The sequence below is a fragment of the Streptomyces minutiscleroticus genome, assembly GCF_014650875.1.
GTDB classification, from domain to species: domain Bacteria; phylum Actinomycetota; class Actinomycetes; order Streptomycetales; family Streptomycetaceae; genus Streptomyces; species Streptomyces minutiscleroticus.
On record NZ_BMVU01000005.1, the window covers coordinates 200,011 to 211,965 of the forward strand.

The window sequence follows — 11,955 nt, forward strand, 5'->3', positions numbered from 1 at the left end:
CCGACGCGGACGGCTGCCCCGGCCCGGTGCCCCTGAGCGGTCCTGCGCGGACGACCGGCCCGGCGCCCCCGGCCGGTGCCTGCCCCTCACGTTGCGTCCACTCGATACCGCCTTTGTGATGAAAGTCCCCGGCCACGGGGACTTTCGTTTGCACCGGCCATCGCCGAGCAGGTGATCCTGCGAACCACGTGTATCCGGAAACGGAAGGATCACTCCATGACGGCCACCGAGCACGATCCCGTCGAGGCCGTTGCCGATCCCGAAGCGGTGAAGCGCCACCCCGCCCTGTTCAGAGCGGTCAGACGGCGCAGAAACCCGCCGCTGCGGCGCACCGACATCACCGTCACCGACGAGGCGGCGGTCAAGCGCGCGGTCAAAGCCGCCTCCCTCGGCAACGCCATGGAGTGGTTCGACTTCGGCATCTACAGCTATCTGGCCGTCACCATCGGCCACGTGTTCTTCCCGTCCGGGAACGACACGGTCCAGCTGCTGTCGTCCTTCGCCACCTTCGCCGTCTCCTTCCTGGTGCGGCCCGTCGGCGGCATGGTCTTCGGCCCGATGGGCGACAAGGTCGGCCGCAAGAAGGTGCTCGCCCTCACCATGATCATGATGGCGGTCGGCACCTTCGCCATCGGCCTGATCCCCTCGTACGCCACCATCGGCTTCTGGGCACCCGTCCTGCTGATCCTCTTCCGGCTGGTCCAGGGCTTCTCCACCGGCGGCGAGTACGGCGGCGCCTCCACCTTCATCGCCGAGTACGCGCCCGACAAGAAGCGCGGCTTCTTCGGCAGCTTCCTGGAGTTCGGCACGCTTGCCGGCTACGTCGGCGCGGCCGGTCTCGTCACGCTCCTCACCGCGCTGCTGGGCAGCGACGGCATGGAGTCCTGGGGCTGGCGCGTCCCGTTCCTGGTCGCCGGGCCCATCGGCCTCGTCGGCCTCTACCTGCGGCTGCGCCTGGACGAGACGCCCGCCTTCCAGAAGCTGGAGGAGGAGTCCGCGCACAAGGCGGGCGACGCCGCCTCCGCCGTCGAGACGACCGCCAAGGGCGACCTCGCGAAGATCTTCCGGAACTACTGGCCGACGCTCATCCTCTGCGTCTGCCTGGTCGGCGCCTACAACATCACCGACTACATGCTGCTGTCGTACATGCCGACGTACCTGTCCGACGAGATGGGCTACTCCGAGGCGCACGGCCTGCTGATCCTCATCGCCACCATGCTGGTCCTGATGGCGGTCATCGCCCAGATCGGCAGGCTCTCCGACCGCTACGGCCGCAAGCCGCTGCTGATGACCGGCATGCTCGGCTTCCTCGTCCTGTCCGCCCCGGCCTTCCTGCTGGTCCAGCAGGGCGGCCTGGTCGCCGTCTCGGCGGGCATGCTGATGCTCGGCCTCTCCCTGGTCTGCATGCTCGGCACGATGTCCGCGGCGCTCCCCGCCCTGTTCCCGACCCAGGTCCGCTACGGCTCCCTGTCGGTCGGCTACAACCTCTCCGCCTCGCTCTTCGGCGGCACGACGCCCCTGGTGATCACGGCCCTGATCAGCGCCACCGGCTCGGAGATGATGCCCGCCTACTACGCGATGGCCGCGGCCCTGGTCGGCGTCGTCGCGGTCGCCTGCATGAAGGAGACGGCCCGGAAGCCCCTGGCCGGCTCCCCTCCGTCGGTGGGCACCCCCGAGGAGGCGGCCCGCCTGGTGGAGGCCCAGGCACCGACGCCGCGGTTCTGAGGCCCGCCCCCAGGATCCCGTCCCTCCCGAACGGCCCGCCCGGACATGATCCGGCACGGGCCGTTCCGCATACCGCGCGTGACAGGCCGACGACCGGTTCGTTGCTCCGTACGAGGTCGCGAACACGTGACCGGAGCGGAGGAGGAGCCGTGGGGGCCAGCGTGTACACCAAGGAGCGGCTGGAGGAGGCGGCCCGGGGAGCCCGGACGCTGTCGGAGGCGCTGGAGAGGCTGGGGATCGATCCGAGGAGTCCGACCCGGCGTTACGTCCTGGGGCGGATGAGGAAGCTGGGGGTGGACATCTCGCACTTCGAGCGGGAGGGGGCGAAGTGGACGAGAGAGATCCTCGAGCCCGTGGTCGCCCGGTCGACCAGCGTCTACGAGGTCCTGCGCCGGCTCGGGCTCGATCCGGTCGGCGGGCACCACACGAACATCTCGCGGCGCATCAGGACCTACGGCATCGACACCTCGCACTTCACACCGACGGTGCGTACGGAGCGGCAGCGTCACAACCAACGCCGTCGCTCCGCCGGAGAAATCCTCGTCGAGGACACCTCGGCACACACTTCGCGCGTTCCGAGCAGCCGGCTGAAAAGAGCGCTGCGCGAACTCGGTGTCGACGAGCGCTGCGCACAGTGCGGGATCGAAGCGACGTGGCTCGGCGAACCGCTGCCGCTCGAGGTCGACCACGTCAATGGCGATTGGCGGGACAACCGCGTCGAGAACTTGCGCATGTTGTGCCCCAACTGCCACTCGACCACGGACAGCTACCGAGGCCGCGCCAAGTCACGTACCAAAGGCCGCACCCCATGACCGACGGTGTGCGGTACACGCGTGAACGGCTCGCCGAAGCCGCCGCCCGGTGCTCCGACATCGACGAGGTCATCGCCTTCCTCGGTGTCCGCCCGTACGCCTATCTCGGCCAGTACCTGATGATGCGGTTCGCTCACTTCGGTATCGATACGTCGCACTTCCGGCCCAAGGGCAGAAGGCCCAGGCCCTCGCCGGAGGAGTTGCGGACAGCGGTGGCCGAATCGATCTCCCTCGCCGAAGTCCTGCGCCGACTGGGACTGCCTGGTAACGGCAGGCAGCGGGCGCGGTGCCGTGCATGGATCACCGACGACCGTCTCACGACCTCGCACTTCCTCGGGCAGGCACACCAACGGGGAAGGGCCGCCTCCACGGCCGTACCGTCCGAGGAGGTCCTTGTGCGGCACGACGACTCCCATCGGACACCGGGCAAGCGCCTGCGTCGCGCGCTGCGCGAGGTCGGTGTGCCGGAGCAGTGTGCACGCTGTGGCATCGGCCCCGAGTGGTTCGGCAGGCCCATGACACTGGAAGTGGACCACATCAACGGGGACTGGAGGGACGACCGGCGGGAGAATCTACGGCTGCTCTGCCCCAACTGCCATGCGATCACCAGCACCTGGTGCCGTGGGGGCCGACGCCTACGCACATGAGGGTTCGGACTCGGGTGATCCGCAACGCCCAGTAGAGTAGGCAACGCTGAGGGCCCGTACCCCAGCTGGCAAGAGGGCGCCGGTTTAGGTCCGGTGTGTCGTGGGTTCGAGTCCCACCGGGCCCACCCCGTGAAGGGCGTCGTCCCGAAGGACGGCGCCCTTCTGCGCGGCCCCTCAGCCCAGCAGCTCCCGCACCGCGGGCACCAGCGCACGGAACGCCTTTCCGCGGTGGCTGATGGCGTTCTTCTCCTCGGGGCTCAGCTCCGCGCACGTCCGCGTGTCGCCCTCGACCTGGAGGATCGGGTCGTAGCCGAAGCCGTTCGTCCCGGCGGGCTCGTACCGCAGCACGCCCCGCAGCTGCCCCTCGACGACCCGCTCCGTGCCGTCGGGCAGGGCGAGCGCCGCCGCGCAGGCGAAGTGGGCGCCGCGGTGCTCCTCGGCGATGTCGGAGATCTGGGCGAGCAGCAGGTCGAGGTTGGCCTTGTCGTCGCCGTGGCGGCCGGCCCAGCGGGCGGAGAAGATGCCGGGGGCGCCGTTCAGGACGTCGACGCAGAGGCCGGAGTCGTCGGCGACGGCGGGCAGCCCGGTGGCCTGCGCCAGGGCGTGGGCCTTGAGCAGGGCGTTCTCGGCGAAGGTGACGCCGGTCTCCCGTACGTCGGGGATGTCGGGGTAGGCGTCCGCGCCGACGAGGTCGTGGGGCAGCCCTGCGTCGGCGAGGATCGCCTTCAGTTCGGTGATCTTTCCGGCGTTGCGGGTGGCGAGGATCAGGCGGGTCATGCCGTCCAGTATCGGCGCCCGGGCCGCCGGGTTCCGGCATCGGGGCCGGACCGCCGGAGGCGGGCGGCCCCTGTCCCCGGACCTGACCGGCCGGGGACGGACCGTTCCCGGCCCCGGAGCGGGCCCTGGACCGGATCGCGGAGGACCGGCCGTGCCCGTTCCTGGAGCGGACCGCTGAAAACCGCCGTTCCCGTCCTTGGACCGGACCGCGGGGAAGCGACTGTTCCCGTCCCTGGGGCGGGACCGCCGAGGACCGGCCGTTCCCCTCTCTGGACCGGGGCTGCCGGGGGCCGGCCGTTTTCGTCCCGGGGGCGGGCGGCGGCTTGTCGGGACCGGCGGGTTCTCGCGCGGGTCGTTACGGCGTGCAGACCTTCGTCAGTTCGCCCGCCGCGTCCGTGACGGGGCTGACGTCGGGCGTGGCGTCGCCGTTCCTGATGGCCTCGCGGACGTTGCCCACGGAGGTCTGGAGGTCGTCGACCGCCTTGTTGACGTCGGTGTCCTCGGTCCTGTCGCCGATCTTGTCCAGGTTCTTGTCGATGTTGTCCAGCGCCTCGTCGGCCTGGGCGGGGTCGTTCGCCGCGTTCTCCACGGCCTGCTGGAGGTCGGTGACGCTGTCCGCGATGGCGTCGGCGGTCTGGACGCAGTCCAGCGCGCGGTCGACGGCGTCGCAGCCGGTGGTCAGTCCGGCGGTCAGGGCGACGGCCGCGACGGTGGCGGCGACGGCGGTGAGGCTACGGCGGCGGCTCGCGCCCATGGAACGGTCCTTCCCTTCGTCAGGCCCTGGGGCCCCGTTGGCGACGGCCGGACGGACGGCCCGTGCCGTTCGTCCGCACCCGTCAAGACGCGGGCGGCGGCGTGCCGGTTGCCCGCCCCCGCCCGTGTTCTTGGTGAGCCCTTTACCTTTCGAGGGTCGCGTCGAGCGCCGCGCGCTGGGCGGCGGTCAGCTCGGCGCAGCCGGCGACGGCCAGGTCGAGCAGGGCGTTCAGCTCCTCGCGGGCGAAGGGCTGGGCCTCGGCGGTGCCCTGGACCTCGACGAAGCGGCCGTCGCCGGTGCAGACGACGTTCATGTCGGTCTCGGCGCGCACGTCCTCCTCGTAGCGGAGGTCGAGCAGGGGGACACCGTCGACGATGCCGACGGAGACGGCGGAGACGGTGCCGGTGAGCGGCTGCCGGCCCGCCTTGACCAGCTTCTTGCCGCGGGCCCACCCGACGGCGTCGGCGAGGGCGACGTAGGCGCCGGTGATGGCGGCGGTGCGGGTGCCCCCGTCGGCCTGGAGGACGTCGCAGTCGAGGACGACGGTGTTCTCGCCGAGGGCCTTGCAGTCGACGACGGCCCGCAGGGAGCGGCCGATGAGGCGGCTGATCTCGTGGGTGCGGCCGCCGATCCTGCCGCGGACGGACTCGCGGTCGCCGCGGGTGTTGGTGGCGCGGGGCAGCATGGCGTACTCGGCGGTGACCCAGCCCTCGCCGCTGCCCTTGCGCCAGCGCGGGACGCCTTCGGTGAAGGAGGCGGTGCAGAGGACCTTGGTGTCGCCGAAGGAGACGAGGACGGAGCCCTCGGCGTGCTTGCTCCATCCGCGTTCGATGGTGACGGGGCGGAGCTGTTCGGGGGTGCGGCCGTCGATGCGAGACATGGCGACGAGCCTAGTCGCAGATGGGGCGGGGACCGCCTCCGGTGACGGATGCGGCCCCCGGTCGCGGTCCCTCGGACGGGCGCGGACGGCTTACGGAAGGGGGCCGTCCGTGCTCGTGGGTCCGCGGGCCGGGCGCCGCGGCGGCCCGGCGGTCCGGCGGATTCGCCGGCCGGGCGGCCCGGCGGCCGGGCGGCCCGGTGGGCGGCTCGTGGACGGGCCGGCCGGGGCTCGGTGACTCGGTGCCCGAGTGGCTCGGAGGCGTGGAGGCCGAGGGGGTCAGCGGCTCACATCATGTCTTCGATGTCGGCGGCGATCGGGTCGGCGTCGGTGCCGATGACGACCTGGATCGCGGTGCCCATCTTGACGACGCCGTGCGCGCCGGCGGCCTTGAGCGCGGCGTCGTCGACCTTGCTCGGGTCGACGACCTCGGTGCGCAGCCGGGTGATGCAGCCCTCGATCTCCTCGATGTTCTCGATGCCGCCGAGCCCGGCGACGATCTTCTCAGCCTTGGTGGCCATGTTCTCTCCCTGAAGTCACCCGATGTCACCTGATACCGGAAAAGGACGCGACGTCACGGCGGTCCGTCCGGTCAAGGTAACCCACAGTCGGCCCGGCTTCGCGGGCCGCGGCGCCCGTACCGGAGGAGGCGCCCGCGGTGTCGCGGGGGCCGGCCGTGGGTCCACGGCTGGTCTACACCAGTTTCGGCCGACCGCCAAACGCGTCGGTGCCGCGCGAAGTCCCGGGGCCGGTGCAGAAGGGCGGGGGCGACGCCGGGGACCACTCCTCGGAAACCGTGCGCGCGGGTGTTCGCCGCGCTCGTGTCACGGTATGGATTCGGAACGGATTCGGACGTGAAAAACACGGGATTCCGGGGGCGAATCGCGGGTTCCTTATCTCACCTTCACCGTGCTACAAAAGGTCTACACCACTGAGTGGTGTAGACCACGCCACCGATGGAGGAAGTATGAGCACCGCCAGTGAGACGGCGGCTCCCGCGAAGAAGCGGGGGGCCGGACTGTTCCAAGGTCTGCAGAAGGTCGGCCGAAGCCTACAGCTCCCGATCGCCGTCCTGCCCGCGGCCGGCATCCTGCTCCGGCTCGGCCAGCCCGACGTCTTCGGCGACGACGGCCTCGGCTGGCACAAGGTCGCCTCGGTCTTCGCGACCGCGGGCGGTGCCGTCTTCGACAACCTGCCGATGCTGTTCTGCATCGGCGTGGCGATCGGCTTCGCCAAGAAGGCGGACGGCTCCACGGCCCTCGCGGCCCTGGTCGGCTTCCTCGTCTACAGCAACGTCCTGAAGGCGTTCCCGGTCACCGAGGCCAAGATCCAGGACGGCGCGGACGTCGCCGCGACGTACAACAACCCCGGTGTGCTCGGCGGCATCATCATGGGCCTGCTGGCCGCGGTGCTGTGGCAGCGCTACCACCGCAAGAAGCTCGTCGACTGGCTCGGCTTCTTCAACGGCCGCCGCCTGGTCCCGATCATCATGGCCTTCGTCGGCACCCTGATGGGCGTCCTCTTCGGTCTGGTGTGGGAACCGATCGGCAACGTCATCTCCGACTTCGGCGAGTGGATGACCGGCCTCGGCTCCCTCGGCGCGGGCCTGTTCGGTCTGATCAACCGTGCGCTGATCCCGGTCGGCATGCACCAGTTCGTGAACACCGTCTCCTGGTTCCAGATCGGCGACTTCACGAACGCGGCCGGCGAGGTCGTCCACGGCGACCTCAACCGCTTCTTCGCCGGTGACCCGGACGCCGGCCAGTTCATGTCGGGCTTCTTCCCGATCATGATGTTCGGCCTGCCGGCCGCCGCGATCGCCATCGCGCACAGCGCCCGCCCCGAGCGCCGCAAGGCCGTGATGGGCATGATGGTCTCGCTCGCGCTGACGTCCTTCGTCACCGGCGTCACCGAGCCGATCGAGTTCGCGTTCATGTTCATCGCGCCGGTGCTGTACGCGATCCACGCGGTGCTCACGGCCCTGTCGATGGCGATCACCTGGGCGTTCGGCGTCCACGCGGGCTTCACCTTCTCCGCCGGCTTCATCGACTACGCGCTGAACTGGAACCTGGCGACCAAGCCCTGGCTGATCATCCCGATCGGCCTGGTCTTCGCGGCGGTCTACTACGTGCTCTTCCGCTTCGCGATCACCAAGTTCAACCTCCCCACCCCGGGCCGCGAGCCCGAGGAGGAGGTCGAGGACCTCACCAAGGCGTGAGTCCCGGCCGTACGGCGGCCCGGTGCCGCGCGGTGCGATCCCGCGCGGCGCGACGGCCGGTGCGGACATGACGAAGGCCCCCGGAACCCGACCGGTTCCGGGGGCCTTCGCGCGTCCCGGGCGCCGGCGTCCGCCGGCGCGTCCGCGGCCGCGGACGGTTCAGATCCCGTACGTCGCCCGGGGCCGCGCCAGCTCCACGGGGCCGTCGTAGACGGCGCGCGCGTCGGCGAGGTTGGTCTGCGGGTCCGTCCACGGCGGGATGTGGGTGAGGACCAGGCGGCGGGCGCCGGCCCGGGCCGCGCTCTCCCCCGCCTCGCGGCCGTTGAGGTGCAGGTCGGGGATGCTCTCCTTGCCGTCCGTGAACGCCGCCTCGCACAGGAACAGGTCCGTGTCCCGGGCGAGTTCGTCCAGCCGGTCGCAGACGCCGGTGTCCCCGGAGTACGTCAGCGACCTCCCGCCGTGCTCGACGCGGATGCCGTACGCCTCCACGGGGTGGCTCACCCGCTCGGTGTGCACGGAGAACGGGCCGATGTCGAAGGACCCGGGCTTGACCGTGTGGAAGTCGAAGACCTCGCTCATCGAGGAGGCGGTGGGGGTGTCGGCGTAGGCGGTGGTCAGCCGGTGCTCGGTGCCCTCGGGTCCGTAGACCGGGATGGGCGCGCAGCGGCCGCCGTCGTGCCGGTAGTAGCGCGCCACGAAGTAGGCGCACATGTCGATGCAGTGGTCGGCGTGGAGATGACTGAGGAAGATCGCGTCGAGGTCGTAGAGACCGCAGTGGCGCTGCAGCTCGCCCAGGGCGCCGTTGCCCATGTCGAGAAGCAGCCGGAAGCCGTCGGCCTCTACGAGGTAGCTCGAGCAGGCCGATTCCGCGGACGGGAACGACCCCGAGCAGCCGACGACGGTGAGCTTCATAGAGCTGGAACCTCCGCGCTGGCAGGAAGGCGGATAGAAACGGGGGTCGTGCGGTTCGTCGAGCGTAAGGCGCGAAAGGGCGGGTCGCTCCACCGCCGGGGGCCGTTGTGGGCGAACTCACCTGGGCTGTCACCGGTTCGGATGGCCTCCGGCGGCGCGGCTCGCGCCGGTGCGCGGACGCTCGAACTGACGCGCCGGTGCCGCCCGGCGCCCCGCCGGCGGCGGGCCGCCCGTCCCCGGTGGACGGCGGACCTCCGGACGGCCGGGGCCGCCCCGGGCGCCCGGGGCGCGGACCGCCCGGGACCCGCCGCGGACGGCCCGCGTCCGGCCGGGGCGCGCCGGCCGCGACGAGCGGGCCCCGGCTGTCCCGGCTCCCGCGACGGCGCGGTCCGCCCGGCGGGCGGCGGAAGCGGGCGACGGTCGGCGACGGGGCTCCCGGTGGTGGTCCGGGGGGCCGGAATCCGCCGGTTTCGGGGTGCCGCCCGCCGGGCGGGCGCGGTACGGTCCGGATCCGGTGGGGGCGGATCCGCCGGAATCCGGCGACGGCGGGCGGGCGCCCGCGCGCACCGGTACCGTCGGCGTTATGGACACGTCATGGTGGCTCGCGCTGGCCGCCGTCGTGCTGCTCGCGATCGTGGCGACGCTGGTGGACGGGTGGGGGCGCGGACGGCGCCCGGCCGGCCGCACCCGCCCGCCGGGGCGGCCGACGGGACCGCGCCGCCGGGGGACGGGCCCGCGGCCCGCGGAGATCTGGTGGGCGGTCGTGCCCTACGAGGACGGGCCCGGGGGCAAGGACCGGCCCTGCCTGGTGCTGTCCGTGCGGGGCGGCGCCGCCGTGGTCGCCAAGATAACCAGCAGGTACCGCGACGAGCGGCCGGGCGTGATCCCGCTGCCGCCGGGGTCGGTGGGCGACGCCCGGGGGCGCCCCAGCTTCCTGGAGACCGCGGAGCTGCGGGACGTGGGGATGGCGGACTTCCGGCGGCGGGTCGGGGTGGTGGACCCGATCGTGTGGGACCAGGTCCGGCACCTCGCGCGCTAGTGCCAGGTCCTGTCGTCGTACTCCCGTCGTCGCCCGCAGGGCGGCCGCGCGGCGTCCGGCACGCACGGCGGCGCCGCCGAAACGCCCACGCGGCTCCGCCGGGGGCGGGCCGCGCGGGGCACGGCGCGGGGTCCGCGCCGCCGGGCCGCCTGCTTCCTCTCCGGCCCGGCGGGGCGGATCACGCCCAGAGCTGGCCGTGCAGCGTCTCGATGGCCTCTTCGGTGGTGGCCGCCGTGTAGACGCCGGTGGAGAGGTACTTCCAGCCGCCGTCGGCGACCACGAAGACGATGTCGGCGGACTCGCCCGCCCTGACCGCCTTGTTGCCGACGCCGATGGCGGCGTGCAGCGCCGCGCCGGTGGAGACGCCCGCGAAGATGCCCTCCTGCTGGAGGAGTTCGCGGGTGCGGGTGACGGCGTCGGCGGAGCCGACCGAGAAGCGGGTGGTCAGCACGGACGCGTCGTACAGCTCCGGCACGAAGCCCTCGTCGAGGTTGCGCAGGCCGTAGACGAGGTCGTCGTAGCGCGGCTCGGCGGCGACGATCCGTACGTCCGGCTTGTGCTCGCGCAGGTAGCGACCGACGCCCATCAGGGTGCCGGTCGTGCCGAGCCCGGCCACGAAGTGGGTGATCGACGGCAGGTCGGCGAGGATCTCCGGGCCGGTGCCGGCGTAGTGGGCGCCCGCGTTGTCCGGGTTGCCGTACTGGTAGAGCATCACCCAGTCCGGGTGCTCGGCCGACAGCTCCTTGGCGACGCGCACGGCGGTGTTGGAGCCGCCCGCGGCCGGCGAGGAGATGATCTCGGCGCCCCACATGCCCAGCAGGTCGCGGCGCTCCTGCGAGGTGTTCTCGGGCATCACGCAGACCATCCGGTAGCCCTTGAGCTTCGCGGCCATGGCGAGGGAGATGCCGGTGTTGCCGGACGTCGGTTCGAGGATGGTGCAGCCGGGGGTGAGCCGGCCGTCCTTCTCGGCCTGCTCGATCATGTGGAGCGCGGGACGGTCCTTGATCGAGCCGGTCGGGTTGCGGTCCTCCAGCTTGGCCCAGATCCGTACGTCCTCGGACGGCGAGAGCCGCGGCAGGCGCACCAGGGGGGTGTTGCCGACCGCGGCGATCGGGGAGTCGTACCGCATACGGGATCAGGCCATGCCGCCGGCCACGGCCGGCAGGATCGTGACGTTGTCGCCGTCGGTGAGCTTGGTGCTGATGCCGTCGAGGAAGCGGACGTCCTCGTCGTTCAGGTAGACGTTGACGAAGCGGCGCAGCTCGCCGCCGTCGACGATGCGGGCCTGGATGCCGGCGTGGCGGGTCTCCAGGTCGGCGAAGAGCTCGGCGAGGGTCTCCCCGCTGCCCTCCACGGCCTTCTGGCCGTCGGTGTACTGGCGCAGGATGGTGGGGATGCGGACCTCGATGGCCATGGCTGGGAGCTCCTGTCGGGAGAGGGGGTCGATGGGCGCGCGGCAGCACGGGAGAGCGTCCGTCTTGCGCGTGGGAAGCCGCGGCTCACGGCCGTGCGGCGGAACGTGTCAACAGATGGCGCTGGCGAGCCGGCACAGGTCGACGTGCAGCCGCGCCACGAGCAGGGCGCCCGGGGTCTCATTGCTCACGTCGTGGAGAACCATGGGGTCATCGTATCGATTCCCGGCCGGGATCCCGGAAGCTGATCCCACATCGTGGAACGTTCCCTCCGCCATGCGAGACGGCGGCGGGCGGGCGGCGGTCCCGCCGGCCGCCGCCGGAGCCGGGCTCAGTACGCCTCGACGACCTTCACTTCCTCCTCGGTGACCTCGCCGTCCACGATCCGGTACGAGCGGAACTGGAAGGGGCCGGCGTCGTCGGCGTCCGCGGTGGAGACCAGGACGTAGTGGGCGCCGGGCTCGTTCGCGTAGCTGATGTCGGTGCGGGAGGGGTAGGCCTCGGTGGCCGTGTGCGAGTGGTAGATGATCACGGGCTCCTCGTCCCGGTCGTCCATCTCGCGGTAGAGCTTGAGCAGGTCGCCCGAGTCGAACTCGTAGAACGTGGGCGAGCGGGCCGCGTTCAGCATGGGGACGAACCGCTCGGGGCGGCCGGATCCGGCGGGCCCGGCGACGACGCCGCAGGCCTCGTCGGGGTGGTCGGCGCGGGCGTGCGCGACGATCTGGTCGTACAGCGCCTGGGTGAGGGTCAGCATGTCGGCCAGGATAGACAGAAGGGCCGCC

At 71.8% G+C, this 11,955-nt stretch carries 14 protein-coding genes and 1 tRNA gene; 6 read left to right on the forward strand and 9 right to left on the reverse strand.

Features of this window, described 5'->3' with window-relative positions; all coding sequences use genetic code 11:
• Positions 1–216: 216 nt before the first annotated feature.
• From proP to IE271_RS09575, 4 genes are all read left to right on the forward strand, one after another.
• Complete coding sequence (proP, locus tag IE271_RS09560; protein WP_190189769.1) at positions 217–1,725, forward strand: glycine betaine/L-proline transporter ProP; 1,509 nt, start codon at positions 217–219, stop codon at positions 1,723–1,725.
• A 149-nt stretch (positions 1,726–1,874) separates the two neighbouring features.
• Positions 1,875–2,537, forward strand: a complete 663-nt coding sequence (locus IE271_RS09565; RefSeq protein ID WP_190189770.1) for an HNH endonuclease signature motif containing protein — start codon at positions 1,875–1,877, stop codon at positions 2,535–2,537.
• Positions 2,534–3,184, forward strand: a complete 651-nt coding sequence (locus IE271_RS09570; protein ID WP_190189771.1) for an HNH endonuclease signature motif containing protein — start codon at positions 2,534–2,536, stop codon at positions 3,182–3,184. Before IE271_RS09565 ends, IE271_RS09570 begins: the two co-directional genes overlap by 4 nt.
• A 50-nt stretch (positions 3,185–3,234) precedes the next feature.
• Positions 3,235–3,309 (forward strand) — tRNA-Leu (locus tag IE271_RS09575).
• Positions 3,310–3,358: 49 nt separating this feature from the next.
• On the opposite strand, the gene rdgB is transcribed toward IE271_RS09575, so the two are convergent.
• The 4 genes from rdgB to IE271_RS09595 all read right to left on the reverse strand — a co-directional run bounded on the left by rdgB (position 3,359) and on the right by IE271_RS09595 (position 6,113).
• A complete protein-coding gene (gene rdgB / locus IE271_RS09580) occupies positions 3,359–3,961 on the reverse strand; it encodes an RdgB/HAM1 family non-canonical purine NTP pyrophosphatase (protein WP_190189772.1) in 603 nt (200 codons plus the stop codon).
• Positions 3,962–4,316: 355 nt separating this feature from the next.
• Complete coding sequence (locus IE271_RS09585; protein WP_190189773.1) at positions 4,317–4,715, reverse strand: DUF8711 family protein; 399 nt, start codon at positions 4,713–4,715, stop codon at positions 4,317–4,319.
• Between the two features lie 142 nt (positions 4,716–4,857).
• Complete coding sequence (rph, locus tag IE271_RS09590; protein WP_190189774.1) at positions 4,858–5,595, reverse strand: ribonuclease PH; 738 nt, start codon at positions 5,593–5,595, stop codon at positions 4,858–4,860.
• Positions 5,596–5,879: 284 nt separating this feature from the next.
• Positions 5,880–6,113, reverse strand: coding sequence for a PTS sugar transporter subunit IIB (locus tag IE271_RS09595; protein ID WP_190189775.1), 234 nt, complete (start codon positions 6,111–6,113; stop codon positions 5,880–5,882).
• A gap of 446 nt (positions 6,114–6,559) precedes the next feature.
• On the opposite strand from IE271_RS09595, the gene IE271_RS09600 reads away from it, so the two are divergent.
• On the forward strand, positions 6,560–7,810 hold the full coding sequence (locus tag IE271_RS09600) for a PTS transporter subunit EIIC (protein ID WP_190189776.1): 1,251 nt from the start codon (positions 6,560–6,562) through the stop codon (positions 7,808–7,810).
• Between the two features lie 159 nt (positions 7,811–7,969).
• Here IE271_RS09600 and IE271_RS09605 read toward each other — a convergent pair whose 3' ends face one another.
• Positions 7,970–8,722 (reverse strand): MBL fold metallo-hydrolase, encoded by a 753-nt coding sequence (locus IE271_RS09605; RefSeq protein ID WP_190189777.1) that lies wholly within the window; start codon positions 8,720–8,722, stop codon positions 7,970–7,972.
• A gap of 583 nt (positions 8,723–9,305) precedes the next feature.
• Between IE271_RS09605 and IE271_RS09610 the strand changes: the two genes are divergently transcribed.
• Positions 9,306–9,761, forward strand: coding sequence for a type II toxin-antitoxin system PemK/MazF family toxin (locus IE271_RS09610; protein ID WP_190189778.1), 456 nt, complete (start codon positions 9,306–9,308; stop codon positions 9,759–9,761).
• Positions 9,762–9,939: 178 nt separating this feature from the next.
• Here the strand turns inward: IE271_RS09610 and IE271_RS09615 are convergent, their stop codons facing one another.
• The 4 genes from IE271_RS09615 to IE271_RS09625 all read right to left on the reverse strand — a co-directional run bounded on the left by IE271_RS09615 (position 9,940) and on the right by IE271_RS09625 (position 11,927).
• The gene (locus IE271_RS09615; RefSeq protein ID WP_190189779.1) at positions 9,940–10,890 is read right to left on the reverse strand and encodes a PLP-dependent cysteine synthase family protein; all 951 of its coding nucleotides are present in this window, start codon (positions 10,888–10,890) and stop codon (positions 9,940–9,942) included.
• A gap of 6 nt (positions 10,891–10,896) precedes the next feature.
• On the reverse strand, positions 10,897–11,175 hold the full coding sequence (locus IE271_RS09620) for a MoaD/ThiS family protein (protein WP_190189780.1): 279 nt from the start codon (positions 11,173–11,175) through the stop codon (positions 10,897–10,899).
• Positions 11,176–11,283: 108 nt separating this feature from the next.
• Positions 11,284–11,379: a putative leader peptide gene (locus tag IE271_RS43885; RefSeq protein WP_351279469.1), complete on the reverse strand. Its 96-nt coding sequence runs from the start codon at positions 11,377–11,379 to the stop codon at positions 11,284–11,286.
• Positions 11,380–11,504: 125 nt separating this feature from the next.
• Complete coding sequence (locus IE271_RS09625; RefSeq protein ID WP_190189781.1) at positions 11,505–11,927, reverse strand: M67 family metallopeptidase; 423 nt, start codon at positions 11,925–11,927, stop codon at positions 11,505–11,507.
• Positions 11,928–11,955: the final 28 nt, after the last annotated feature.